We start from the raw sequence: 23,658 nt of genomic DNA, 5'->3' as shown, positions 1-23,658 counted from the left end.
GCCCGGACAATGGCAAGGCATGCTCGTATTCGCTTTATGAAACAACAGACAAGCATTCCTTGAGTAAATATTTGATTCCAGTTCGCATGCGCTAAGGTAGAATGGCCGCTCTATTATTCAATCACCGCGCGTATCCGGTCAGCCCTGGCCAACTCGCCTTGCGGAGCTACGACGATGTGAGTGCAGGCGCCATGTTGCGATTCGATCCACACTGCATGAACACGCCGCCCGCCCCGGGCGCATCGCGCGCGCACGCGCCCCACGACACTTTCCGAACGCGACCTTCCCCGCCATGAAAGCTGATAAGCATGTACCGCCCGTGACAGACCTCGATGGCAAAAAGCGGCCGCTGATCGCTATTGCCGCGTCGTTTCTGCTCGTCGTCTGCATTTCGCTGGTGGCAGTGCAGGGCTGGAGCATTTACAGCGCGCGCGAAACCCAGCTGGCGCAAAGCGCGGCGGCGACCGCCAACATGGCGCGCGCCCTGGCCGACCATGCCGACAGCACCATCGAGCTGGTCGACACCATCCTGGCCAGCGTGGTCGAGAGCGTGCAGCACGACGGCATTACCCATTACGGCGAGCGCCTGCACCTGCACCTGATCGACCACGTCAGCCGCACGCCGTCGCTGCAGGGCATGACTATCTACGACGCCAGCGGCAACTGGGCCCTGCACTCGCTGCGCGAGCCGATCCCGGTCCTGAATAATGCCGACCGCGAATATTTCGTTTATCACAAGACGCACAAGGACAAGCTGGCCCATGTCGGCCCGCCGATCCGCAGCCGCTCGACCGACACCTGGGTGCTGCCGGTGTCGCGCCGCCTGGAAGACAAGGACGGCAATTTCATCGGGGTGGCCCTGGCCACGGTGCAACTGAGCTTCTTCCGCACCTTTTACGACAGTTTCGACATCGGCAAGGAAGGCAACATCACGATCGCCCTCGATAGCGGGGCGCTGGTGATGCGTCGCCCTTACGTGCAAGAAAACATCGGCACGTCGATCGCCAAGGAACCCATGTTCAAGCAGTGGCGCGCCACGCCCGCTTCGCGCGCCGTGCCGGTCGACCTCGATACGCTCGACCGCATGTACAGCTACCGTCCCTTGCGGCGCTACCCGCTGTTCGTGGCGGTGGGCCTGTCGACCGACGAGACGCTGGCGAACTGGTGGGCCAACGCGTATATTTCGACGGCTTGGGTGGTGATCCTGCTGCTGATCCTGATGTGGATGGGCTTGCGCCTGTTCCGCCAGGTGACCCTGCGCGACGAGCTGGAAGAACAGCTGCGCAACGCCCAGCTGGCGCTGGTGACCAAGAACCGTTCGCTCAAACTGCTGGCCCGCAACGACGGCCTGACCGGGATCGCCAACCGGCGCCTGTTCGACGCCCGCCTCGACGCCGAGTTCAACCGCGCAGTGCGCGACGGCACCTCGCTGGCGCTGGTGCTGCTCGACGTCGATTTCTTCAAGAAGTACAACGATCATTACGGCCATCCGGCCGGGGATGCCTGCCTGCAGTTCATCGGCCAGTGCATCCGCGCCGGGCGGCGCCGCGCCGGCAATCTGGCCGCGCGCGTGGGTGGCGAAGAGTTTGCGATCCTGCTGCCCAATACCGACCTGTACGGGGCGATCGTGGTGGCCGAGTCGGTGCGCAGGTCGATTGCATCGGCCGCGCGCGAGCATCAGGCCAATCCGGCCGGCATCGTCACCATCAGCTGCGGCGTGCACGCGCTGGTGCCGACGAAGGGAATGGAGTCGAAACAGCTGGTCGAAGCGGCCGACAAGGCGCTGTACCTGGCCAAGTCGACCGGGCGCAACCGGGTTTGCCCGGATGCGCCGGCGGTGTCCTCGCGGCGCGAGCGCGCGTCGATCCTGGGCAGCTAGGGACGGTTCGTTCAGCCGAAAGTGCACAGCGACGCGAGCGTACGGCTTGGTCCGGTCGACGGGTAAATGTTTCTTATGGCATGTTGCCTGCCGGCTTACAGCCCCCATGCGCGGGCCGCCGCCGGCTATGAAGCGGGGCACGGCTTCGGGCAGGAATGCACGGTGTTCGTGCCGCGCCAAGACCCGCTCGCGAAGCGCCCGATCACGACAACCCACGCCAACCTGCCCTGCTGAAACCATCCTGTTCGTCTGGCACGGCGCCCTCCCGGCGCAGGAAATCTACGCCGACAAGACCGTCCCCTACCTGTACGAGCCGGACAGCTTCGTGCCGCTCGCGCGCATCGAATCAGATGCAGGCATCGACAGCGACACGCGGGTGGACACGCATCTGGAGCAAAATGGAAGGAACGAATTACCGGTCGCGAGAAAATTATGAAGATTGACGAGGAGGGTTATTGCCGTTGAACGAAAAGTAAGCTGTACTTTATTGCAGAAACAAGTTGAGCATGTATACCCTCCCCCCACGAATACATGGCATGAACGTCGTCGTGGGGCACCTCGGCGCCAACCGCGAATGCCCTCAACGCGCGCCGCGCCGACCACCGCTGGGCCGACCGGTTTTACGCCATTCGCACGACAGGCTAACTTCTGCCGGCGGCGAGCGAGCCAGAATCAGGGACACCGAATGGAAAATCATATAGAAATAGAAAAGCAGATGGTATTGGAAGCGCTCACCGAGTTGAACTGGCTGGATACTAAATTATTCAGGCTCGGAACAGCGCTTGCCGCAAGCAATTCTTCTCAACAAGAAATTGCCGCGTCATTGCTAGATTTTTTCATTGAAAATGATGTTGGGAATAAAATAGCAAAAATAAAAAATTCCTTAAGGGAGGCAATTGAAGCTGACCTTGATTATGATGAATCAGGCATCAGCGAGCTTGAGCGAATGTATGAACACCGACTCGCCCAACCCTCCCCGACTTTGAGTGAACCCAAACCGGGCGAGCCTTAAGAACGAAGTCACGTCACGGTGCCCACCAAAAACATGCGCACCATGCAGTGCGCCGAAGCTGCCGATGAGATCCCCGGCCTGGTCAGGTCGACGCCGCGCTAGCGGGGCTGATCCGATGGGCCGGCCTCCTCGCGCCGCGAACGCGCCCTAGTGCGCAGCCGCCACGTCCTACGCCTCCCCGCTGCGCCAAGCCACAATATCGGCCACCGACAGCACCGGCAAACCCCGGTCCGCCGCAAAACGTTCGATCTGCGCCCCACGCATCATGGTCCCGTCCGCGTTCATCAGTTCGCACAGCACGGCCGCCGGGCGCAGGCCCGCCAACACCGCCAGATCGACCGATCCCTCGGTATGGCCGCGCCGCGCCAGCACGCCACCAGCCTTGGCCGCGAGCGGAAACACATGGCCCGGGCTCGCCACGTCGCCCGGCTGCGCGCTTGGCGCAACCGCCGCACGGATCGTGGCCACCCGGTCCGCCGCCGACACCCCGGTAGTTACTCCCTCCCTCGCCTCGATCGACACGGTAAACGCCGTCCCATGCCGGCTGCCGTTGCGCGCGCTCATGGGAACAAGCGCCAGCGCGCTCACCGTTTCCGGCGGCAGGCACAGACACACGATGCCGCTGCATTCGCGGATCATCAGCGCCATCGTTTCCACCGTCAGCCGCTCGGCCGCCACGATCAGGTCAGCCTCGTTTTCGCGGTCGTGATCGTCCATCAGGATCACCGGCACGCCCGCGCGCATCGCGTCGAGCGCGGCATGGATGCGATTGGCCAGAACGCTGGCAGGCAAGGTATCAGTGTGGTCCAACATAAGTTCCAACTCCCTTAACATAGAAAAATGATCAGGCGGGCCGGGTCGCCAGCAAGCGCAGCGCCACGAAGGCGGATGACGCCACCGCGACCGCGCCAGCCAGATACACGCTGCCCACCTCCCAGCGCATCGCCACCAGCCCCGCCAGCGGCCCGCTGACGGCCAGCGACATATCGAGAAAAGCGACATACGCCCCCATCGCGGCGGCGCGGCTTTGCGGCGGCGCGCGGCGTACCGCTTCCACCCCGAAGCCCGGAAACGCGAGCGAGTAGCCGAATCCGGTGATGGCCGCGCCAGCGCAGGCCAGCAAGGCCGACGGCGCGCTCCACATCAGCACCTGGCCGGCAGCTTCGATCAGCACGCACACCAGCGCCACGTTCGCGCCGCCAAGCGTATCGGGAAGATGGCCGAACAGCAGCCGCGCGCCGATAAAGGCAGCACCAAACGCCGTGAACGCCAGCGCCGCGTCGCCCCAGCCACGGGCGCCAAACAGCAACGCCACAAAGGCGGTAATCACGCTGAACCCCATGCTCGACAGCGCCAGGCCCAGACCGGGCAGCCATACCGCGCGCAATACCTTATAAAACGGCACGCGCACCGTGTGCGACGGCGCCAACGCCCTCACCGGCGCCACGATGGCCAGCGCCACCAGGGGAATCGCCACGCTGGCGAGCGCAATGCCGGCAAAGCCGTAGCGGCCGTACACGAACACGCCGAGCGGCGCGCCAGCGGCATACGCGCCGTACATGGCGATGCCGACCCACGCCATGACCTTGCCCGCGTGCTGCGGCCCGGCCAGACCCACGCCCCAGCCCAGTGCACCGGTCACGACCAGGCTTTCGGCACAGCCGAGCAGCACCCGCGCACCGATCAGGATCGCCACGGCACCGTACCCGGCCGGCGCCCCCAGCGACGCCAGGCAAGCGGCACCCGAACACGCGCCCAGCCCCAGGCCAAGCAGCACCGCGCGCTTGGCGCCGCGCGTATCGACGGCATTGCCGGCCCACGCCCGCGTCAGAAGCGCCGCCACGAACTGGCTGCCAAGCACAATCCCGATCACCACCGGACTCATCGACAACGCCGACTGCACATGCAGCGGCAGCACCGGCAACGCCAGGCCCAGCGTCAGGAAAGCGACGAACACGGTCAGTGAGATGGGAAAGAATTCAACGAACAGACTGCGCGGCGCGGCGGCGGCGTACGGCTGTAACTGCATGATGGCCTCACAGGAAGACGAGCAATTGCTCGGGATGTGAGAGAATACGAGCAATTACTCGTATTGAAAACTCGCATTCCAAGGACCGCATGCGCCCTCTTCCCACGCCCCGCAAAGCGCCGCGCCAGGCGCGTTCCCAGCACATGGTCGAGCAGATTTTGCAGGCCACGGCTCGCATTCTCGAAGAACGCGGCTACGCAGGCATGAACACCAATGCCGTGGCGGCCCGCGCCGGAGTGAGCGTGGGATCGGTCTACCAGTATTTTCCCAACAAGGATTCGCTGATCACGGCGCTGCACGAACGCCATGGCGCCCAGATGTACGCCGCCATCGACGCCGTGCTTGGCGGCGAAGAGCCGCGCACCCTGCGCGAACACCTGGCGGCCATGGTGCACGCCTGGCTGGTCGCGCACCAGCTCGAACCGGAACTGCACAAGGTGCTGGAAAAGGAATTCCCCTTTTTCGATGTGCCCAGCCAGGACAGTCCGGTGGACAATAATTCCTTTCAGCGCATTCTGCACCTGCTGGAACGGCACAAGGACGAGATCGGCCAACCCGACCCCGACCTCGCCACCTGGGTGCTGCTGCGCATGATGGAGTCGCTGGTGCACGCGGCCGTGATGGACGCGCCGGCGCGCTTTGCCGGCGCCGACATCGAGCGCAGCATCGTCGACGCGCTGGAAGGCTTCCTGCGTGCCGGCGCCGCCGGTCAGCGCGCGCTGGCGTAGCCACTATCGGCCAGGAAGCGCTTGAAATCCTTGGTACTCGGAATATCGATACCGGCCTGGCGCTTGTACCTGGCCTGCTTGTAGTACGCTTCGGTGATGCGAAAGCCCATGACGTAGCCCAGGTCGGCCGGGCGCTCGCCGTCCGCCGCGCCGCTGTACAGCCAGCGCGTGTAGTCAGTGCCGTCCATCGCCGCCAACAATTCCCTTTTTAGCTGCGCTTCATGGGCGTAGCCATAGCGATAGATAGCTGCGTCGAAATTGCCGTTCGCCACCAGCGAGGCAAGAAAATTGCACGAACCTTCCTTGATTGCATGACCGCGCGCCCGATACGAGCGGCACTGGCTGCATATTGATAGTCCATCAGCATGCTGGCGTAGCCGCTGTCGGCCGCCTGGCGAGAGGCGTCCAGCGCTGCCTGATGGTCCTGCCTGTCGCGTGCCACCTCGCCCGTATCGGCCCAGGCCCGTCCGGACAGTTGCCCCTGTGCCGGGCCGGCCAGCACGATGACAAGGATTACCGTGGTTTTTTCATGGATCCACGCTGGCGTTATGGATGAAAACGCCAGTCTCGCGGCGCCGGCGTCTTGCCGGGAGTACCCTGCGACAGCTTGCCGAATCAAGGGAACAGGCCGGTCAGGCCCTGCTCCCCGCCGGATCGCGCCCGATATCGTTAAGCCGGATGGTGGTCGCCAGCCCGCGGCTCAGGTCGGCGAGGGTATCGGCATCGTCGAGGTTGAAATGGATATCGCGGTCGTCATGGCTCATCACCCAGATGGTCCCGTAGAACGCGCCGTACTGACCAATCAGCGGTGCCACCAGCGCTTCGTTGATGGGAACGCCGGTTTGCGCCATCCACGCGAAATGGCGGTGCGGTTGAAGGAGCAAAAGTGTCTTGCGATACGAAAAGCACAGCCCGCACGGGCTGTTGGAGCGGGGAAAACGGCGCCCTTCAAAGGGCCCCAGCACCCCCACGGTGGCGGCCCAGGTCAGCTCGTCCAGGTCGTCGTTGTCGAAAATGCTGATGCCGGCCGACTGCGCCGAACAGCGCAGCAGCGCCTCCTCGCAACGTGGGCGCAAGGTGTCGCGCAAGCTGGCGCCATCGGACGGCATCGCGCGCGACATGGGGCGCGGTTCGGTCCGTGCCACTCCAGTGCGCGGGCGGAGTTCGAGTTGCTCAGTTGCAATGATATCGGACAGTGTCATGCATTCCCCGGTGGGTTGCCGCAATCGGCCTGAGTATCCAGCATACGCCGATTTTTTCGTCTTGACGATTCGCAAACAAAACCCTCTGTCGCATTTATGCATATACCTGCAGTTCAAGGCGCAGCGCCCCAGGGTTAGGCAACGCACACTGGCGCGCTGCGCCGCGCCGGATAATGGCAGCCCAGGTCGAATCACGCGAAAAACCCATGTCCAATGCCCATGCCATTGTCGTCCACGGCGGCGCCGGTACCTCCAGGGAAAACGAAGATGGCTGCACCCTGGCCGCCGGCCTGGCGCTGGCCGCCCTGCGGCGCGGCGGCGACGCGCTTGACGCCGCCGTGGCCGCCGTCGTGTCGATGGAGGACGACGGCCGCTTCAACGCCGGCACCGGCTCGGTGCTGTGCCTGGACGGCCAGACCATCGAAATGGATGCCGCCGTCATGGATACCCGGAGCCGCCTGGGCGGCGTGGCCTGCATCACGCAAGTGAAGAACCCGGTGCTGGTAGCGCGCGCGGTGGCGGACAGCCCGCACTGGCTGCTGGCCGGCGACGGCGCCACCCGTTTCGCCCGTGCCGGCGGCCACCCGCCCTTCCGCCAGCCGACCGACAAGGCACGCGCGGCCCATGCGCGGCTGCTCGCCTCGCTGGGCGAGCGGCCCGCATTCGCCCGCCTGTGGAACTACGAACGTCCGCTGGACCAGGCCGCAGAGAGCGCCTGCGACACGGTCGGCGCGGTGGTGCGCGGCGCCGACGGGCACTTCGCCGTAGCAAGCTCGACCGGCGGCGCGGCCCCTTCCCTGCTCGGCCGCGTCGGCGACACGCCGATCATCGGCAGCGGCTTCTATGCCGGCCCCGAGGGCGCGGTGGCAGCCACCGGCTTCGGCGAGCAGATTGTGCGCCACCTGCTGGCCTTCACGGTGTACCAGTGGATCGCGGCCGGCACCCCGCTGGAGCAGGCGCTACAGCGCGGCATCGGCCTGTTCGACCCGGCGGTGGCCGTCGGCCTGATCGCCGTGAGCCAGACCGATCAGGCAGCGTGCAGCAACCGCGCCATGCCGCGGGCAATAATCCAGGATCTCGCGTAATCGTTGTCTTACACAAGCACAGCTTGACCACCGATACGAGGCACGCGGGGCGGCAGCGATAATGAGGCCTCTCTGAAAAACCCAGACCTCGCACCCATGTCCAACATGCAAAGCACCGCGTTCGCCACGCCACCCGTCATCGCTGCGCGCCGCTGCGCGCCCGCCGCGACCAGCTGCCGTGCGCTGTACGAGACTCTTTCCCAGCCCGATGCGCCTGCCGGCGCCGCCGCCGACGCCCAGGCCTACCTGGTGGGCCAGCTGGCCCGTGCCGCGTCCCACCCGTGCGACCTGCCCGACACCGCGGCCGGCCTGAACGCCTGGATCGCGCCGCGCAGCGCCGCCATCGGCGCCCAGTACCAGCAATACCTGGCCAGCCGCCGCGATGGCGCCCCGCGCCGCTTCTTCACCAACAAGGCGCATGCGCTGTACTTCCTGCGCTGCGTGGCGCCGACCAAGCTGGTGGACGGTGCCTGGCTGTACGGCGCCCTGCAGCGCTGGCAGGAGAACGACTTCCGCCCACTGGTCAAGACCTATGTCGAGGAACTGGGCGATGGCCTGCCCGACAAGAACCACGTGGTGCTGTACCAGCGCCTGCTCGACAACCACGGCTGCGCCGAATGGGACGACCTCGATGGCGCCCATTTCACCCAGGGCGCGCTGCAACTGGCGCTGGCGCATGCGGGCGAAAGCTTCCTGCCGGAGATGATCGGCTATAACCTCGGCTACGAACAGCTGCCGCTGCACCTGCTCATCACCGCCTACGAATTGAACGAGCTGGGAATCGACCCGTACTACTTCACGCTGCACATCACGGTCGACAATGGCTCGACCGGGCACGCGCGCGACGCGGTCGACGCACTGCAACGGATTGCGGCGCGCGCCGCCGATCCGGCCGAGTTCTATCGCCGCGTACGAGAAGGCTACAAGCTCAATGAACTGGGCGAAAACACCAACTCCGTGATCGCTTCCTTCGACCTGGAAGAAGAACTGGTGCGCATCCTCGCGGCCAAGGCCGTGGTCGGACAGAACATGCACAGCGACTACTGCCGCGTGGCCGGAAAGACCATCAACGCCTGGCTGGCCGATCCGGAACAAATCCCCGGCCTGCTGCGCGCCTTTGAAAGCACCGGCTGGATCAAACGCGGTGCGGCGCCCCAGGAAAGCCGCTTCTGGGGCCTGCTCCAGGGCGACCATGCCGAAATGTTCGGCGTTTTCTCAAGCTACGAACAGCAGGTGCTTGCCGACTGGATCGCTTCCCCGGCGCAGCCGGGCGGCCCCACCACCGACGCTCCGCGCGTGGCCTCGTTTCGCGCCCGCCAGCGCGCGCTCGCCCCGGCCCGCAGCGCGCCGCCGAAAGCCCACGGCGCGCGCGCCCTGATCCGCTATCCGTACGCCGGCCATGCCGGCGAACATGAAGCCGAAAACGACCAGCTGCGCCGCCTCGAACAAGCCGTCGCGCTGGCGCCATCGACCAGCGCCGCCATGAAACTGCTGGTGGCGCACATGGCGCCATCCAGACACCACACCGCTACCGGCCTGATGGCAACGCGCATGTTCGTGCGCCTGCTCGGCTGACCGACAAAACCACAACGACAGGAACAGCATGAGCGCCTCCATTATCTCCATCGACGGTCACCGGCTCGACCAGGCGCCGCCCATCGGCATCGCCGGCGAGGAACGCAAGGCCGCGCTGCATGCGCTGGGCTGCGCCCTGAAGCAGCACGGCTACGCCTTCACCACCGTCACCCCCCTCACCCACAGCCGCGTCAATGCGCGCCTGGCCAGCGGCTGGGCACATGACCTGTCGGGCATCTTCGGCTGGAGCCGCGCCTTCAAGCCGGCCGTGGTCAACGCCACGCTGATAGACCTGATGCACGACGCCGAAGTGATCAACCACGACAACGGCATGCTGCGCAGCGTGCTGCGCGCCTCCACCCTGGACGGGCAGCTGTACCTGCATTCGGCCTATCCGACCACTGCGGCCGACGCCGTGTTCTTTGGCCCCGACACCTACCGCTTCGTGCGCGCCATGCGCGCCTCGCTGGCGGCGCGCACGGCGCCAGTCAGGCGCGCGGCGGACATCGGCTGCGGCGCGGGGCCTGGCGCCATCACGATCGCGCTGGTCCATCCCGGCGCCCACGTGTTCGCGGCCGACATCAACCCGGCCGCGCTGGTGCTCACCGAAATCAACGCCTGCATCGCCGGCGTGACCAACCTCACGCCCGTCGACAGCAACCTGCTGTCGGCCGTCGACGGCCAGTTCGACCTGATCGTCGCCAACCCGCCCTACCTGATCGACCGCGAGCAGCGCGCCTACCGCCACGGCGGCGGCGACCTGGGTGCCGGCCTGTCGGTGGCCATCGTCGATGAAGCCATCAAGCGCCTGGCCCCGGGCGGCACGCTCATGCTGTACACCGGCGCGGCCATCGTGGCCAATGCCGACCCGTTCCGCCAGGCGGTGGAACCGCGCCTGCGCGCCGCCGGCTTTCACTGGACCTACGACGAAATCGACCCCGACGTGTTCGGCGAAGAACTCGACGAAGCCCCGTACGCGTATGCGGACCGGATCGCGGCGGTGTGGCTGTGCGCCACCCGCCCCGACGGCAGGGCATGAGCGAGACGGCGCATGCCGATCCGCGCCGGGGCAGCCTCCTGATCATCGGCGGCAGCGAAGACCGCGAAGACGACATGCAGATCCTGGAGCGCTTCATCGCCCTGTGCGGTGGGCCGGACAAGCGCGTCGCGGTACTGACGGCGGCCAGCCGCGTGCCCGAGCGCATGTGGGCCATCTACGACGCCGCATTCGGCGGCATGAACGTGACCAGCCGCAAGCCGGTGCACATTGCCAGCCGCGCCGAGGCCAACGATGCGGCCATGGCGGCCGAGGTGGCGCAGGCGGACGGCATTTTCATCACCGGCGGCGACCAGAAACGGCTGCTGGCGCTGATCGGCGGAACCAGGCTTGACGAAGCCCTGCACGCGGCCCTTGCGCACGGGGCCTGCGTTGCCGGCACCAGCGCCGGCGCGTCGGCCATGTCGGCCCACATGCTGGCCGACGGCAAAGCCGACCTGCATCCGGAAAAAGGTACGGTGAGCCTGGGCGCCGGCATCGGCTTCGTGCAGCGCGTGGTGATCGACCAGCACTTCTCGCAGCGCCAGCGCCTCGCCCGGCTGCTTACCGTGGTCGCGCAAAACCCATATCTGCTCGGCGTGGGCATCGACGAAGACACGGCCCTGCTGATCGAAGCGGGCGGCGGCATCGAGATCCTGGGCGCCGGCGCCGTCACCGTCATCGACGGCCGTCACATGGTGTCGAACGTGGCTGACATCCGCAACCGCAGCGTGCCGGAAATGGTGGATGTGCGCCTTCACTTGCTGCCGTCCGGCTCGCGCTACGGTGCGGCCAGCGACAGCGCAACGCCGGCCGCCTTGTCCGACTTTTTGAAAATCGTAACCAACATCGCATAAATATCATGAACATCATCGAACAGCGCGTCCTGCGCGGTCCCAATCGCTGGTCCCGGCTGACCTGCCTGCAAACCATCGTCGATGCCGGCGAGCTCTCTGGCATGGTCCCTGGTTTCACTGATACGCTGCTTGCCCAACTGCCCGGCATCGCCGGCCGGCGCAGCTACGCAACGTTGGCGCATGCGGCCGAACAGGTCGCGTTGGAGCTGCAAAGCATGGCCGGTACGCCCGTCAGCTTTGGCTTGACCGGCAAAGTCGATGAAACGCGCTGGCGCATCGTGGTCGCTTACCAGCGCGAGCAGGTCGCCGTCGAGGCAATGGCCCTGGCGCTCGACATGGTGCAGGCACTGGCGCGCGGCGAAGCGCAAGACTGGAGCGGGCGTCTTGAAGCGCTTCACGAAGTGGCCGCACGTGGCGCCATCGGCACCAGCACGGCCGCCGTGGTCAGCGCGGCGCAGGCGCGCGGCATCCCCGCGGTACGCCTGACCGACGAAGCCAATCTGTTCCAGCTTGGCTGGGGCAGCCGCCAGAAGCGCCTGCAGGCGACCGTCACCGGCGACACCTCCACCATCGCGGTCGGTATCGCCAGCAACAAGCAGTTGACCAAGACCCTGCTCGAACAGGGCGGCATACCGGTACCCAAGGGCGGTGTGGTCGGCACGGCCGATGAAGCGGTGGCGCTGGCAACGCGCCTGCGCTTTCCCGTCACCGTCAAGCCGCTCGACGCCAACCAGGGCAAGGGCGTCACCACGCAATGCAGCGATGCCGACACGGTCCGTACCGCCTTCGATTTCGCGCGCCAGTACGGGCGCCGCGTCATCGTCGAACGCTTCATCGAAGGGCGCGACTACCGGCTGCTGGTCACCGGCGGCAAGCTCGCCGCCGCCTCGCTGCGCCGCCCGCCTTCCATCACCGGCGACGGCGCATCCACCGTGCAGGAACTGGTCGATCGTGAAAACCGCAATCCCGCGCGCGGCGACGGCCACGCCAACATCCTCACGCGCCTGCGGCTCGACGACCTGGCGCTGGCGCTGCTGGCGGAGCAAGGCTACACCCTCGATTCGGTGGTGCCGAACGGCGTCGAGGTGCAGTTGCGCGGCAACGCCAACCTGTCCACCGGCGGCACCGCCGAAGACGTCACCGACCGGGTGCACCCTGCCACGCGCGAAATGTGCATCCGCGCCGCGCAGATCATCGGCCTGGACGTGGCCGGCATCGACGTGATCTGCAGCGACATTTCGCTGTGCCTGCGCGTCCAGCGCGGTGCCCTGATTGAAGTGAACGCCGCGCCCGGCATCCGCATGCACGAATATCCGAGCCAGGGCCAGGCCCGCAATGCCGGCGAGTCCATCGTCGAGGCGATGTTCGGCGAAGGCGACGGCCGCATTCCCGTCATCGCCGTCACCGGCACCAACGGCAAGACCACGACCTCGCTGATGATCGCGCATGCGGCCCGCCTGGCCGGCCTGTGCACCGGCGTGACCACCACCGAGGGCGTGTTCATCGACGGCCACCAGATCATCGATGGCGACTGCGCCGGCTACCATTCGGCCCGCACCCTGCTCACCACGCCGAGCGTCGATATCGCCGTGCTGGAAACGGCGCGCGGCGGCATCCTCAAGCGCGGCCTGGCGTTCGACCGCTGCGCGGTGGCGGTGGTGCTCAACGTGTCGGCCGACCATCTGGGGCTAGACGGCGTCGAGACCGTGGCCGAACTGGCGGCGGTCAAGGCGGTGGTGGCCAATGCCGCTTCGCGCGCGGTGGTGTTGAATGCCGACGACCGGCTGTGCGTGGCGATGAGCGCCCAGGTGTCGGCCGACGTGGAGCGCATCTTCTTTTCCATGGAGCCGGAAAACCCGGTCCTGCTGCGCCACCTCGACAACGGCGGGCGCGCCACCTGGTTCCAGGACAATGCGCTGTTCCTCGACGACGGCTCGCGCAGGCTGGAACTGCTGCGCGCGCAGCGCATGCCGGCAAGCCTGCACGGCCACGCGGGCTACAACATCGCCAATGCGCTGGCGGCGGCGGCCGCGCTGATGGGGGCGGACTTCACCCCTGCCCAGATTGTCGCGGCCTTGTCCACGTTTGTGTCGGACCGCGACAACAATCCGCTGCGCTCGAACATTTACAGCGCACAGGGCGTGACCATCGTAGTCGACTATGCGCACAACCCGGCGGCCTATGCGGCCATGGCGTCGATGGCGAAGTCGCTCTCGGGCGGGCGCCGTATTGCGGTGCTTACCTGCCCCGGCGACCGGCGCGAGGCCGACCTGCTCGACATCGGCCACACCTGCGCCGAAGGTTTCGATGAACTGTTCGTGTACGAAGCCGACCCGCGCGGGCGCGCCAGCGGCGAGACGGCGCGCACCATTCTCGATGGCGCGCGCCGCGCCGGCAAAGAAGACCACCTGCTGCACGCTATCGTGCCGGTCAGCGATGCGTTCACGGCGGCGATGGCGTGCTGCCAGCCGGGCGACGTGCTGGTATTTGCCTGTGGCTCGGCCGCCACCGCCTTGCGCGAAACGGCGCGCTATGTTGACCCGGCGCCAGGGTTGCCAGCCGCCGCGCCATCAGTACATCAGGCGACCGTCCCGCTTGAATAAGGCGATATCGACGAATTCGGACATGGTGCTCTTGCGGTCGGACGACATGATTGTCATGCCGCCGATGTCGATCGGGGCACGGCTGGCGGCCATCGTCTGCAGGGCGCCGCGCCCGCCCGCTTCCATCTGAATCGCCTTCACCAGCGTCTTGGCGACGGCGAAGCCTTCGAGCGTGATGGCCGATACCGGCTCGTCGCGGAATTTTTTCATCATGTCGATATGCTCGGACTGCAGCCTTGAGGCGGTACTGCCCGGATTGGGCACCACCTGCGAAAACACGGTCCACTCGGTGGCGCGGGCGCCGGCGATTTCGCTCAAGGTGGCCAGGTTGATCAGCGAGGTGCCGGCGACAAACGTGCTCGCATCATGCTTGCGGAAGGCTTTCAGGAACTGCGACGCGCCGATGGTATCGGCGATCATCAGCACCACTTTCGCGCCGGAGCCACTTAACTGCTTCGCGTCGGCCTCGATATTGGCCGACACGCGCGCGGTGCCGGCCAGGGACATGCCGCGCTTGCGCACTTCCTCGGCGACCATCTGGTAGGTCTTCTGGTTCTGCGGCGTGTCCTGCAGGACGATGCCGACCTTCTTGAGTCCCAGCTTGTCGAAGTAGGCGAGGATGAACTGGCACTCGCGCTCCATGCTGGGGCGCCAGAAAATGACGCGCCCGCGCGGCGCCGCAAAGGCGTCGGTCAGCGGCGCGAACAGCACGTGGCGCGAGTCGGCAAAGGCCGGCGCGGCCAGGATGGCCTGGGTCGACTCGGCTCCGATGGCGCCGAGCAGGTAGTTGGCGCGGTCTTGCTGGATCAGCGAGGTGGCCAGCCTGGCCGATTCGGCCGCCACGCCGCGGTCGTCGCGCACGGTGTACACGATCTTCTTGCCGTTGATGCCGCCCTTGACATTGATACTGTCGAAATAGGTGGTGATGCCGGCCACGTAATCGCGGCCGATGCTGCCGTTGGGACCGGACAGGTCGATCGCATGGCCCACCACGATCTGCTCGGCGGCGCCGGCGCGGGTGGCCAGCAGGGTTAAACAGACACTCATTGCCAGCCACAGGGCACGGATACAGGACTTCACGGTCGACTCTCAGGGGTGAAAACCGCGATGGTACGCACGAGGTATGACAGCGTGATGACGTGATGCAACTAAGATTTCATTTTCACTTCAACCATATCAAAGTCACCATGATTCTCAGCGCCCTGCTATAATCCGCGCTCTTCGTTGTATTGGCTGCTGCCTCTGAAGAAACCGCCTTTTCGAAGGTGCGTTTTTCTTCGTCCCCTGAAAGCAGCCAAAAATGAGCACTACCGTATCGGCCAAACGCCTGGCCAAAGCCCTTGCCTCCCACAATATCTTCGCCGAACGCGAAGGCAATATCCTGCGTGTGCAGTCGACCTTGCGGTCCGACGTGCGCGCCGAAATCCTGCTGCCCGACAGCCTGCCGCTGGAAGCGAAAGCGGTCAGCCAGCTGCTGGCGTTCGCCGGCATGCGCCATCCGCACGGCGGGCATGTCTGCCGTGCCTGCGCCACGCCCGACTTCCATCCCGGCGCGCCGGTACCGGTGGGCAGCATCCTCGTCACCAACCACGACTTCGTGGTGCCCGAATCGATCGGGCGCGACATCAACTGCGGCATGCGCCTGCACGTGCTCGATGTACCGCTCGAACGATTTCTGGCACACAAGGAGCGCCTGGTCGCCCTGCTCAAGGGCGATCTGCTGGAGGCTGCGCGCAACGTGCCGACCACGCCGGCGGCCATGACGGCGCTGTTTTCCGACGGCCTGGGCGCTTTCTGGCGCGCCATGCGCAATACGCGCGAGGGCCTGTTCGCGCACGTCGACCTCGCCCAGGTCGAAGCGGAAACGGCGCGCCTGTTCGCGGCCTCGCACATCGCCGGCAACGCGCAGTATGCGCCCGAAGCGCTGCAGGATACCCGCCGCGGGCTGCTGCGCGATCCGGGCCTGGCCACGCTCGGCGCCGGTAATCACTTCTGCGAGTTTCAATATGTGTCGCAAGTGCTGGACCGCCACCGCGCCTTTGAACTGGGCGTGCGGCCCGGCCAGCTGGCGCTGATGGTGCACAGCGGCTCGCGCGATGTGGGTTCATACATCGGCACGCGCTGGATGGACCGTGCCAGGGCCGAGTGGCCATCGGGCGTAAAGCATCCGGAGTCCGGCCTGTATGGCCTGTGCGGGCCGCTGGCGGCCGAATACCTGACGGCGATGCACGCCGCCGCCCATTATGCCGACGCCAACCGGGCGCTGATCGTGGAACTGGTGCGCCAGCGCATCCGCCAGGTATTCGGCGACCAGTCGATGCCGCTGGTGTGCGACGTGCCGCACAATATCGTGCTCAGTGAAGCGGGCGGCAATGTGCACCGCAAGGGCGCCACGCCCGCGCATGCCGGGCAGCCGCTGCTCATTCCCGGTTCGATGGGCGACGACTCGTACCTGCTCGACGGCCTCGGTCACGAACGCTGGGCCAGTTCGGCCAGCCATGGCGCGGGACGGGCGGTATCGCGCATGGAGATGGCGTGGAAGTCGAAGCACGACGCGGGCGCGGGCACGCAGCGCCAGTTCGAGTGCATCACGCTGCGCGAGGAGCGCCGCATCGAAGAAGCGCCGGGGGCCTACAAGCCGATCGGGCCGGTGATCGAATCGCAGGTGGAAGAAGGACTGGTGCGCCCGATCGCCAAGCTGTCGCCGCTGCTGACCTTCAAGGCGTGACCGTGGCGCCGAACCATTCGCCGCCGCCGCGATCCAAACAGGATCGCCTTGCAGGACTGTCATATGAACGACGCCAGCCACCCTCCTCCCGGCGCCGGTGCCGCCGTCTACACCTGCCCGATGCACCCGCGGATTCGCCAGAGCGGGCCAGGCACCTGCCCGATCTGCGGCATGGCGCTCGAGCCGCTCATGCCGGCGCTCGACGACGACAATCCCGAGCTGCGCGTCATGCAGCGGCGCTTCTGGCTGTCGCTGCCCCTCACCGTGCTGCTGATGGTCGTGGCAATGGGCGGGTACCGGCTGCTGCCGCCCGGATGGCCGCAGCACTGGATCGAACTGGTCCTGAGCACGCCGGTGGTGCTGTGGGCCGGCTGGCCCTTCTTCGTGCGCTGGCGCGACTCGCTGCGCAACCGCAGTCCGAACATGTGGACCCTGATCGGCACCGGCGTGGCGGCCGCCTACGGCTACAGCGTGGCGGCGACGGTCACGCCGGGCATTTTTCCGGCCGCACTGGCGGCCGATGGCATGGCTGGCGTGTATTTCGAGGCGGCGGCGGTCATCGTCTCGCTCACCTTGCTCGGCCAGGTACTCGAACTGCGCGCGCGGGCCCGGACCTCGCTGGCGATCAAGGCGCTGCTGGGGCTTGCCCCCGCCAGCGCGCACCGCCTGCGCGAGGACGGCGCCGAGGACGAAGTGCCGCTGGCCGAGGTGCGGGTGGGCGACCGCCTGCGCGTGCGTCCCGGCGATAAAATACCGGTCGACGGCGTGGTGCTCGAAGGCGAGAGCGCCGTCGACGAATCGATGCTGACGGGCGAACCGGTCCCGGCCAGCAAGCGCCCGGGCGAGAAGCTGATCGGCGCCACCATCAATACCAGCGGCAGCCTGGTGATGCGGGCCGACCAGGTCGGCGCGCACACCGTGCTGGCGCGCATCGTCGAGCTGGTGGCCAGCGCCCAGCGCTCGCGCGCACCGCTGCAACGGCTGGCCGACGTGGTGGCGGGGTATTTCGTGCTGGCGGTCGCCGCCATCGCCCTGCTCACGCTGCTCGGCTGGGGATGGTTCGGGCCGCAGCCCGGCTGGGCCTACGGCTTTCTGAATGCGGTGGCGGTGCTGATCATCGCCTGTCCGTGCGCGCTCGGGCTCGCCACGCCCATGTCGGTGATGGCGGCAACCGGGCGCGCCGCCACGCAGGGCATCCTGTTTCGGGACGCGGCCGCCATCGAAGCGCTGCGCAAGGTCGATACCCTGATCGTCGACAAGACCGGCACCCTGACCGAAGGCAAGCCGGCCTTCGAGCGGGTAATCGCGGTACCGGGCGCGAGCGAGCAGGACGTACTGCGGCTGGCCGCCAGCCTGGACCAGGGGAGCGAACACCCGCTGGCCCAAGCGATCGTGCGCGAAGCGCGCCGGCGCGGCCTGCCACTGGCCACGCCCGAGAGGTTTGAATCGGCCAGCGGCATCGGCGTGCGCGGCAGCATGGCGGGCCGCCGTCTGGCGCTTGGCAACACGCGGCTGATGGAACAGGAACAGGTCGACTGGCTTGGCCTGGCGGCGCCGGCCGAAACGCTGCGCCAGCAAGGCGCCAGCGTCGTTTTCCTGGCAGTCGACGCACGCCTGGCCGGCCTGGTGGCGCTGGCCGATCCGCTCAAGGCCGGCACGCCGGAAGCCATGCGCGCTCTGCGCGATGCCGGCCTGCGCGTCATCATGGCCACCGGCGACGGCATGACCACGGCCAGGCACGTGGCGAACCAATTGGGCATCGGCGAGGTCATCGGCGAAGCACGGCCGGACACCAAGCTCGATCTGGTGGAACGGCTGCAGCAATCGGGCAAGGTGGTGGCGATGGCGGGCGACGGCATCAACGACGCGCCAGCGCTGGCCAGGGCAGATGTCGGCATCGCGATGGGTAGCGGCACCGATGTGGCCATCAACAGCGCCCACGTGACGCTAATCAAAGGCGACCTGCGCGCGATTGCGCGGGCGCGCCAGCTGTCGGTCGAGACGGTGCGCAATATGCGCCAGAACCTGGCCTTTGCCTTCCTCTACAACGCGCTGGGCATTCCGCTGGCGGCCGGCGCGCTGTATCCGTTCACGGGGCAATTGCTGTCGCCCATGGTGGCGGCGCTGGCAATGAGCCTGAGTTCAGTGTCGGTGATCGTCAACGCGCTGCGTCTGCGTGCGCGGCGCGCATGACAGCGTCAGACGTGCAAGACGCGCGTGCGGCGAGCGGCAGGCCCGCAGGCCGTCAGCGGCATTTACTGGACGGTCAATTGCTTGCCGCCGCCGCCCGGCTTCTTGGGCAGGGTCAGTTCGAGCACACCATCACGGCAGGTGGCGGTCGCCTTCTCTTCGTCCACCTGCTGGGGCAGCGTGAAGCTGCGGTATTGCTGGCCGCGGAAGCGCTCGCGCCACACGCTGCTGCCCTCCTTGTGCTCCTGCTCCTGGCTGACATCGGCGCTGATGGTGACTTCGTTGCCGTCGATGGCGACCTTGACGTCTTCCTTCTTGACGCCCGGCATGTCGGCCCGGACCACGAAGGCCTGATCGGTCTCGCTGACGTCCATGCGGATGCGCTCGGTGTCGAACGCGCGCAGGGGGCGCATCAGGTCGAAGGCGTTGAAAAGACTGTCGAAACTGCGGAAAGGGTCCATCCGGCTGATCGGGCCCACGGGGTCGAAACGGGTGAGATGACTGGCCATCGCGTTCTCCTTCAGTTGGGTTGTTCGGATTGGGGATTGTGGATCGGCGGCGGCTGAGGCTTGTGCCTTGTGCCGCACCCACGCCACTTCAGGTATCCGATCATAGACGCTCAATCGCCGCGTTATCTGAGCCAGCTCAAACGCGTGCCACTTTGTTGCGCTAAGCACTTATGCCCGCGCAAAGAGGGGATTCCCGCAGTTGCATCCCGCGCGTGCCTCACGCGCTTGCATCCCGTGCTTGCGCACGCCCTTACGCTAGCCCATGTATTGCCCACCGTTGATATCGAAGGTGGCGCCTGTGATGAATCCGGCGTCATCGGAAGCGAGGAACGCCGCCGTGCGGCCGATATCGGCCGGGGTTCCCATCCTGCCGACGGGTATTGCGGCAACGATGCTCCGCAGCGTGTCGGGCGCCAGGGCGGCGACCATCGCGGTATCGCAGTAGCCGGGCGCGATGGCATTGACCGTGATATTCCTGGAGGCGTTTTCCAGCGCCAGCGCCCTGGTAAAGCCGAGCACGCCCGCCTTGCTGGCGGCGTAGTTGGCCTGGCCCGCCTGTCCCTTGCGTCCGTTGACCGAGCTGATGTTGATAATGCGGCCGAAGCGCCGCTCGCGCATGCCGCCAACCACCTGGCGCGCCATGTTGAACATCGACCCGAGATTGGTTTGGACCACGTTCCACCACTGCTCGGGCGTCATTTTGTGCAGCATGGCGTCGGCCGTCACGCCAGCGTTGTTAACCAGGATATCGACCGGCCCCAGCTCGTACGCCACCTTCAGCACGCCAAGGCGGCAGGCGTGAAAATCGCCGACGTTCCACTTGTAAGCGGGGATGGAGGTGTCGTCCGTGAAGCGGAGCGCAGCATCGGTGTCGCGCAGGTAGACCACGGCCGGACGGTGCCCGGCGTCACGCAGCGCAAGCGCAATGGCCCTGCCCAGCCCGCGCGTGCCTCCGGTAACGAGGGCGATACGTTGCATGGCGTTGCTCCCGGCGTCAGGCTGCCATGAGCACCGGCAGCGTCATGGACTTGAGGACCGTCCGGGTGGCGCCGCCGAGCAGCAGTTCGCGCAGGCGCGAGTGGCCGTAGCAGCCCATAACCAGCAACTGCGCCCCGCGCTCGCCAGCCAGCGCGAGCAAGGCGCCGCCCGCGTCGCCGGCGCGCTCGCGCTGTATGACCTCGGCCCGTACCCCTTGGCGCGACAGGGCCTGGCCGATGGCCGTGACCGGGCGCAGCTCGCTGCCCGCTTCCAACTCGAGCGCCGCGGTGTCGAAGATCGCCACGTCGACCGCGCTGGCGCGCTGCAACAGCGGCAGCGCGAAGCGCATGGCGCGCGCGGCCTCGCGGCTGCCGTTCCAGCCGAGCAGGATGCGCCGGATAGGCAAGGCCGGTGCCTGCGCGCGCGGCACCATCAGCACGGGCGTTCCGCTGTCCTTGGCAACCTCGGCCGCCAGGCCGGCGCCCTGCGACGCGCTGCCCTGACTGAGGATGCACAGGTCGCAGTAGCGCGCCAGCGCGCTCAGGCCGTGGCCCGGCTCGTCATCGACGGCGCGCCGTTCGCAGCCGGCCAGCGTGAAGCCGGCCGCAGCGCGCTCGAACTGGTCGAGTGCGTGCGCGGCGCGCTCGCGCATGGTGTCGAGATAGGGCGCGATGGATGGGGCGGCGTAATTCATCGCGACCGTCTCGCGCAAAAAACGCGATACGCCGCTGCTGGCCAGGCCGATCAGATGGGCCTGTTCAACCCGCGCCAGCTCGGCCGCGAACGTGTAGCACGCCCCGGCATTGGGTATGTCGTCAACATGCACGACAATTGTTTTATAGCTCATGGTTCCCCCTCGCATCCACGACCGCAAAGGCGCGGTTCTCCGCCCTGCTCCGCTTCCACTGTATGGCGCAGGTCAAGCAAGGATTTGAGGGACATCAAGGTGCGCATCCGAACCAAACGGCGTGCGCGATGACGCACGCCGCCGGTGGGGAGCTTACGGGGCCATCACCTTGTCGGGCGTCATCGGCGTGCTGCGCACGCGGCGGCCGGTGGCGTGATAGATCGCATTGCAGACCGCCGCCGCCACGCCCACCTGGCCGATTTCGCCCACGCCCTTGGCGCCCAAGCGGCTGACGATGCGGTCATCCTCCTGCACGAACACGACGTCGATATCGTGGATGTCGGCGTTGACCGAGACGTGATATTCACCCAGGTTGTGGTTCATGAAGCGGCCGATGCGGTCGTCGGACTGGGTTTCTTCGTGCAGCGCCTGGCCGATGCCCCACACCACCCCGCCGATGATCTGGCTGCGCGCCGCCTTGGCGTTGATGATGCGCCCGGCCGCGACGGCGCTGACCACACGCGTCACGCGCACCGTGCCGAACGCTTCGTCGACGCGCACTTCGACGAACACCGCCGAGTGCGTGGCGCGCAGGTAATTTTGCTGCTTGAGCACATTCGGCAGCATCATGTATTTTTCTTCGAGCCGCCCGGCGCCATCGAACGCCACGATCGCCCCCAGCGGCACCGCCTGCGCCGGCTGCGCGCGCAGGCGCAGGGCGCCCCCTGCGAACTCGGCATCCTCGAAGCGCGCCTTGGCAAACGGCGAATCGGGCATCTTGCGGGCCAGCTTGAACAGGCTCTTTTGCAGCTTCTCGCACACGCCCTGCACCGCCGAGCCGACCGTGGCCACGTGCGAGGAACCGCCTTCGATGGGCGCGACCGGCAGGGTCGAGTCGCCCAGCTGGAAGCGCACCCGTTCGAGCGGCATGCCCATGGCGTCGGCGGCGATGATGCACATCGCCGTGTAGGTGCCGGTGCCGATGTCGGTGGCGGCGCTGCTCACCACCAGGTTGCCGTCGGCGTGCAGCACGGCGCTGGCGCGCGCGAACATCTGCATCGCGTCCCACATGCCGGTCGCCATGCCCCAGCCGATCAACTCGTGGCCTTCGCGCATCGAGCGCACCTCCCCCGGGCGCTGGGCCCAGCCGAAGCGCTGCGCACCCTGCTCGTAGCAGGCGCGCAGTTCCTTGGTCGAATACGGCAGTCCCTCGGTCGGATCGAGGTCGGCGTAGTTTTTCAGGCGCAGCGCCAGCGGGTCCATTTTCAGTTCGTACGACAGTTCGTCCATCGCCACTTCGAGCGCGTGCACGCCGTGCGTCGCACCGGGCGCGCGCATGTCGATGGGGCTGAAGCGGTCCAGCGCCACCAGTTTATAGCCGAGGCGGATATGCTCGCAGGCGTACAGCTGGCCCGACCAGTTGACCACCACTTCCACATAATCCTCGTTGCGCGACGTTTCGGCCAGCGCTTCGTGGATGATGGCCGTGAGCGTGCCGTCCGGGCGCGCACCGAGGCGCACCCGCTGGATGGTTTCGGGACGGTGCCCGAAGCTGAACATCTGCTGGCGCGTGAGCACCACCCGCACCGAGCGTTCCAGCTTGAGCGCGGCCATCACGGCCAGCGCCAGCTGGTACTGCGGGCGCAGGCCGGAACCGAAGGCGCCGCCCACGTACGGATTGCGCACCGTGACCTTGTCCTTGGACAGCCCGAACACGTGCGACACATACCAGCGGCTGTTCTGCGAGCTCTGGGTCTTGTCGTAGATGGTCAGGTGGCCGTCAAGGCCGCGCACCACGGTGGAGGCGAACATTTCGAGCGGGTTGTGGTGCTCGACGCCGCTGTAATACTCGCCTTCCATCCGCACCAGTGCCTTGTCCCAGACTTCGTCGGCAAAGCCCTTCGGTTCGGGCGGCGGCGTGTAGCCGGCCTTGAGACGGCTCGGCTTGTGGCTGCGTTCGACGTGGTCGAGCAGGCAGGTTTCGTGCGCTTCGGTCTCGTACGCGATCTCGACCAGCGAAGAGGCGTAACGGGCCGCCTCGAACGTCTCGGCCACCACCAGCGCGACCGGCTGGCCGCTGCTGTGGATCTTGTCGTCGTACAGCGGGCGGAAAGGCGAGCCGCCGGGTGCCGTCATGTCCTTGTAAAACAGGTCGAAGGAACGCAGGCGCGGACGGTTCTCGTGGGTGATCACCTCGATCACGCCGGGGACGGCGAGCGCCTTGCCGGCATCGATGGAGACGATACGCCCCTTGGTGACGGTGCCGCTGACGACCACGCCGTATAGCAGCCCCTCGGCCGGGTGTTCGGCGGCGTAGCGTGCCTGCCCGGTGACCTTGTCGCGGCCGTCGACGCGCGAGACGGCCATGCCGATGGTGACAGGGCCGGTGCCTTCGTCGGC

The 23,658-nt window shown here is 66.7% G+C and carries 21 protein-coding genes; 11 read left to right on the top strand and 10 right to left on the bottom strand.

Annotation, left to right across the window (positions count from 1 at the left end):
- Positions 1–319: 319 nt before the first annotated feature.
- From RBA40_RS22440 to RBA40_RS22430, 3 genes are all read left to right on the top strand, one after another.
- Positions 320–1,879 (top strand): sensor domain-containing diguanylate cyclase, encoded by a 1,560-nt coding sequence (locus RBA40_RS22440; protein ID WP_306650089.1) that lies wholly within the window; start codon positions 320–322, stop codon positions 1,877–1,879.
- A 106-nt stretch (positions 1,880–1,985) separates the two neighbouring features.
- Positions 1,986–2,315, top strand: coding sequence for a hypothetical protein (locus RBA40_RS22435; protein ID WP_306650087.1), 330 nt, complete (start codon positions 1,986–1,988; stop codon positions 2,313–2,315).
- Positions 2,316–2,564: 249 nt separating this feature from the next.
- On the top strand, positions 2,565–2,891 hold the full coding sequence (locus RBA40_RS22430; protein WP_306650085.1) for a hypothetical protein: 327 nt from the start codon (positions 2,565–2,567) through the stop codon (positions 2,889–2,891).
- Between the two features lie 168 nt (positions 2,892–3,059).
- Here the strand turns inward: RBA40_RS22430 and ribB are convergent, their stop codons facing one another.
- Together ribB and RBA40_RS22420 are read right to left on the bottom strand one after the other, a co-directional pair.
- Positions 3,060–3,704 carry a 3,4-dihydroxy-2-butanone-4-phosphate synthase gene (gene ribB / locus RBA40_RS22425; protein ID WP_306650083.1) on the bottom strand — a complete coding sequence of 215 codons (645 nt, stop codon included), beginning with the start codon at positions 3,702–3,704 and terminating at the stop codon, positions 3,060–3,062.
- Positions 3,705–3,735: 31 nt separating this feature from the next.
- Entirely contained in the window at positions 3,736–4,920 is a 1,185-nt protein-coding gene (locus RBA40_RS22420; RefSeq protein WP_306650081.1) for an arabinose transporter, read from the bottom strand.
- An 89-nt stretch (positions 4,921–5,009) separates the two neighbouring features.
- On the opposite strand from RBA40_RS22420, the gene RBA40_RS22415 reads away from it, so the two are divergent.
- Complete coding sequence (locus tag RBA40_RS22415; protein WP_306650079.1) at positions 5,010–5,648, top strand: TetR/AcrR family transcriptional regulator; 639 nt, start codon at positions 5,010–5,012, stop codon at positions 5,646–5,648.
- On the opposite strand, the gene RBA40_RS22410 is transcribed toward RBA40_RS22415, so the two are convergent.
- From RBA40_RS22410 to RBA40_RS22400, 3 genes are read right to left on the bottom strand one after another with little or no spacing between them, the layout of a single operon-like run.
- Positions 5,630–5,836: a hypothetical protein gene (locus RBA40_RS22410; RefSeq protein ID WP_306650078.1), complete on the bottom strand. Its 207-nt coding sequence runs from the start codon at positions 5,834–5,836 to the stop codon at positions 5,630–5,632. The genes RBA40_RS22415 and RBA40_RS22410 overlap by 19 nt on opposite strands.
- A gap of 20 nt (positions 5,837–5,856) precedes the next feature.
- Entirely contained in the window at positions 5,857–6,267 is a 411-nt protein-coding gene (locus tag RBA40_RS22405) for a hypothetical protein (protein WP_306650076.1), read from the bottom strand.
- A 13-nt stretch (positions 6,268–6,280) separates the two neighbouring features.
- Positions 6,281–6,850 carry a GAF domain-containing protein gene (locus RBA40_RS22400; RefSeq protein ID WP_306650074.1) on the bottom strand — a complete coding sequence of 190 codons (570 nt, stop codon included), beginning with the start codon at positions 6,848–6,850 and terminating at the stop codon, positions 6,281–6,283.
- 206 nt (positions 6,851–7,056) lie between these two features.
- Between RBA40_RS22400 and RBA40_RS22395 the strand changes: the two genes are divergently transcribed.
- From RBA40_RS22395 to cphA, 5 genes are all read left to right on the top strand, one after another.
- Positions 7,057–7,935: an isoaspartyl peptidase/L-asparaginase gene (locus tag RBA40_RS22395; protein ID WP_306650072.1), complete on the top strand. Its 879-nt coding sequence runs from the start codon at positions 7,057–7,059 to the stop codon at positions 7,933–7,935.
- A gap of 96 nt (positions 7,936–8,031) precedes the next feature.
- Positions 8,032–9,510: an iron-containing redox enzyme family protein gene (locus RBA40_RS22390; protein WP_306650071.1), complete on the top strand. Its 1,479-nt coding sequence runs from the start codon at positions 8,032–8,034 to the stop codon at positions 9,508–9,510.
- Positions 9,511–9,538: 28 nt separating this feature from the next.
- Complete coding sequence (locus RBA40_RS22385; RefSeq protein ID WP_306650069.1) at positions 9,539–10,549, top strand: methyltransferase; 1,011 nt, start codon at positions 9,539–9,541, stop codon at positions 10,547–10,549.
- Positions 10,546–11,403: a cyanophycinase gene (locus tag RBA40_RS22380; RefSeq protein WP_306650068.1), complete on the top strand. Its 858-nt coding sequence runs from the start codon at positions 10,546–10,548 to the stop codon at positions 11,401–11,403. Before RBA40_RS22385 ends, RBA40_RS22380 begins: the two co-directional genes overlap by 4 nt.
- A 5-nt stretch (positions 11,404–11,408) precedes the next feature.
- Positions 11,409–14,006: a cyanophycin synthetase gene (cphA, locus tag RBA40_RS22375; RefSeq protein WP_306650067.1), complete on the top strand. Its 2,598-nt coding sequence runs from the start codon at positions 11,409–11,411 to the stop codon at positions 14,004–14,006.
- Here the strand turns inward: cphA and RBA40_RS22370 are convergent.
- On the bottom strand, positions 13,974–15,053 hold the full coding sequence (locus RBA40_RS22370) for an ABC transporter substrate-binding protein (protein WP_306650065.1): 1,080 nt from the start codon (positions 15,051–15,053) through the stop codon (positions 13,974–13,976). The two genes, cphA and RBA40_RS22370, sit on opposite strands and share 33 nt — an antisense overlap.
- Positions 15,054–15,306: 253 nt before the next feature.
- Between RBA40_RS22370 and RBA40_RS22365 the strand changes: the two genes are divergently transcribed.
- Together RBA40_RS22365 and RBA40_RS22360 are read left to right on the top strand one after the other, a co-directional pair.
- On the top strand, positions 15,307–16,734 hold the full coding sequence (locus RBA40_RS22365; RefSeq protein ID WP_306650063.1) for an RtcB family protein: 1,428 nt from the start codon (positions 15,307–15,309) through the stop codon (positions 16,732–16,734).
- Between the two features lie 63 nt (positions 16,735–16,797).
- The gene (locus tag RBA40_RS22360) at positions 16,798–18,927 is read left to right on the top strand and encodes a copper-transporting P-type ATPase (RefSeq protein ID WP_306650062.1); all 2,130 of its coding nucleotides are present in this window, start codon (positions 16,798–16,800) and stop codon (positions 18,925–18,927) included.
- A 62-nt stretch (positions 18,928–18,989) separates the two neighbouring features.
- On the opposite strand, the gene RBA40_RS22355 is transcribed toward RBA40_RS22360, so the two are convergent.
- The 4 genes from RBA40_RS22355 to RBA40_RS22340 all read right to left on the bottom strand — a co-directional run bounded on the left by RBA40_RS22355 (position 18,990) and on the right by RBA40_RS22340 (position 23,625).
- On the bottom strand, positions 18,990–19,433 hold the full coding sequence (locus RBA40_RS22355) for an Hsp20/alpha crystallin family protein (protein ID WP_306650060.1): 444 nt from the start codon (positions 19,431–19,433) through the stop codon (positions 18,990–18,992).
- A gap of 255 nt (positions 19,434–19,688) precedes the next feature.
- A complete protein-coding gene (gene phbB / locus RBA40_RS22350) occupies positions 19,689–20,411 on the bottom strand; it encodes an acetoacetyl-CoA reductase (protein WP_306650058.1) in 723 nt (240 codons plus the stop codon).
- A gap of 16 nt (positions 20,412–20,427) precedes the next feature.
- Entirely contained in the window at positions 20,428–21,258 is an 831-nt protein-coding gene (locus RBA40_RS22345) for a universal stress protein (protein ID WP_306650057.1), read from the bottom strand.
- A gap of 153 nt (positions 21,259–21,411) precedes the next feature.
- Positions 21,412–23,625, bottom strand: coding sequence for a xanthine dehydrogenase family protein molybdopterin-binding subunit (locus tag RBA40_RS22340; protein ID WP_306650136.1), 2,214 nt, complete (start codon positions 23,623–23,625; stop codon positions 21,412–21,414).
- Between the last annotated feature and the right edge of the window lie 33 nt (positions 23,626–23,658).

The sequence above is a fragment of the Massilia pseudoviolaceinigra genome (genome assembly GCF_030846505.1).
Lineage (GTDB): Bacteria > Pseudomonadota > Gammaproteobacteria > Burkholderiales > Burkholderiaceae_D > Telluria_A > Telluria_A violaceinigra.
Note: the sequence above shows the minus strand (reverse complement) of the source record. Positions and strands in the feature narration are given on the sequence as shown.

Coding starts and splice junctions, on each gene's coding strand:
- RBA40_RS22355 (WP_306650060.1), bottom strand. CDS start 19,433: ATGGCCAGTCATCTCACCCGTTTCGACCCCGTGGGCCCGATCAGCCGG.
- RBA40_RS22365 (WP_306650063.1), top strand. CDS start 15,307: ATGAGCACTACCGTATCGGCCAAACGCCTGGCCAAAGCCCTTGCCTCC.
- RBA40_RS22430 (WP_306650085.1), top strand. CDS start 2,565: ATGGAAAATCATATAGAAATAGAAAAGCAGATGGTATTGGAAGCGCTC.
- ribB (WP_306650083.1), bottom strand. CDS start 3,704: ATGTTGGACCACACTGATACCTTGCCTGCCAGCGTTCTGGCCAATCGC.
- RBA40_RS22340 (WP_306650136.1), bottom strand. CDS start 23,625: ATGGCCGTCTCGCGCGTCGACGGCCGCGACAAGGTCACCGGGCAGGCA.
- RBA40_RS22395 (WP_306650072.1), top strand. CDS start 7,057: ATGTCCAATGCCCATGCCATTGTCGTCCACGGCGGCGCCGGTACCTCC.
- RBA40_RS22390 (WP_306650071.1), top strand. CDS start 8,032: ATGTCCAACATGCAAAGCACCGCGTTCGCCACGCCACCCGTCATCGCT.
- RBA40_RS22360 (WP_306650062.1), top strand. CDS start 16,798: ATGAACGACGCCAGCCACCCTCCTCCCGGCGCCGGTGCCGCCGTCTAC.
- RBA40_RS22385 (WP_306650069.1), top strand. CDS start 9,539: ATGAGCGCCTCCATTATCTCCATCGACGGTCACCGGCTCGACCAGGCG.
- RBA40_RS22370 (WP_306650065.1), bottom strand. CDS start 15,053: ATGAGTGTCTGTTTAACCCTGCTGGCCACCCGCGCCGGCGCCGCCGAG.
- RBA40_RS22345 (WP_306650057.1), bottom strand. CDS start 21,258: ATGAGCTATAAAACAATTGTCGTGCATGTTGACGACATACCCAATGCC.
- phbB (WP_306650058.1), bottom strand. CDS start 20,411: ATGCAACGTATCGCCCTCGTTACCGGAGGCACGCGCGGGCTGGGCAGG.
- RBA40_RS22400 (WP_306650074.1), bottom strand. CDS start 6,850: ATGACACTGTCCGATATCATTGCAACTGAGCAACTCGAACTCCGCCCG.
- RBA40_RS22380 (WP_306650068.1), top strand. CDS start 10,546: ATGAGCGAGACGGCGCATGCCGATCCGCGCCGGGGCAGCCTCCTGATC.
- RBA40_RS22420 (WP_306650081.1), bottom strand. CDS start 4,920: ATGCAGTTACAGCCGTACGCCGCCGCCGCGCCGCGCAGTCTGTTCGTT.
- RBA40_RS22435 (WP_306650087.1), top strand. CDS start 1,986: ATGCGCGGGCCGCCGCCGGCTATGAAGCGGGGCACGGCTTCGGGCAGG.
- RBA40_RS22415 (WP_306650079.1), top strand. CDS start 5,010: ATGCGCCCTCTTCCCACGCCCCGCAAAGCGCCGCGCCAGGCGCGTTCC.
- RBA40_RS22410 (WP_306650078.1), bottom strand. CDS start 5,836: ATGGACGGCACTGACTACACGCGCTGGCTGTACAGCGGCGCGGCGGAC.
- cphA (WP_306650067.1), top strand. CDS start 11,409: ATGAACATCATCGAACAGCGCGTCCTGCGCGGTCCCAATCGCTGGTCC.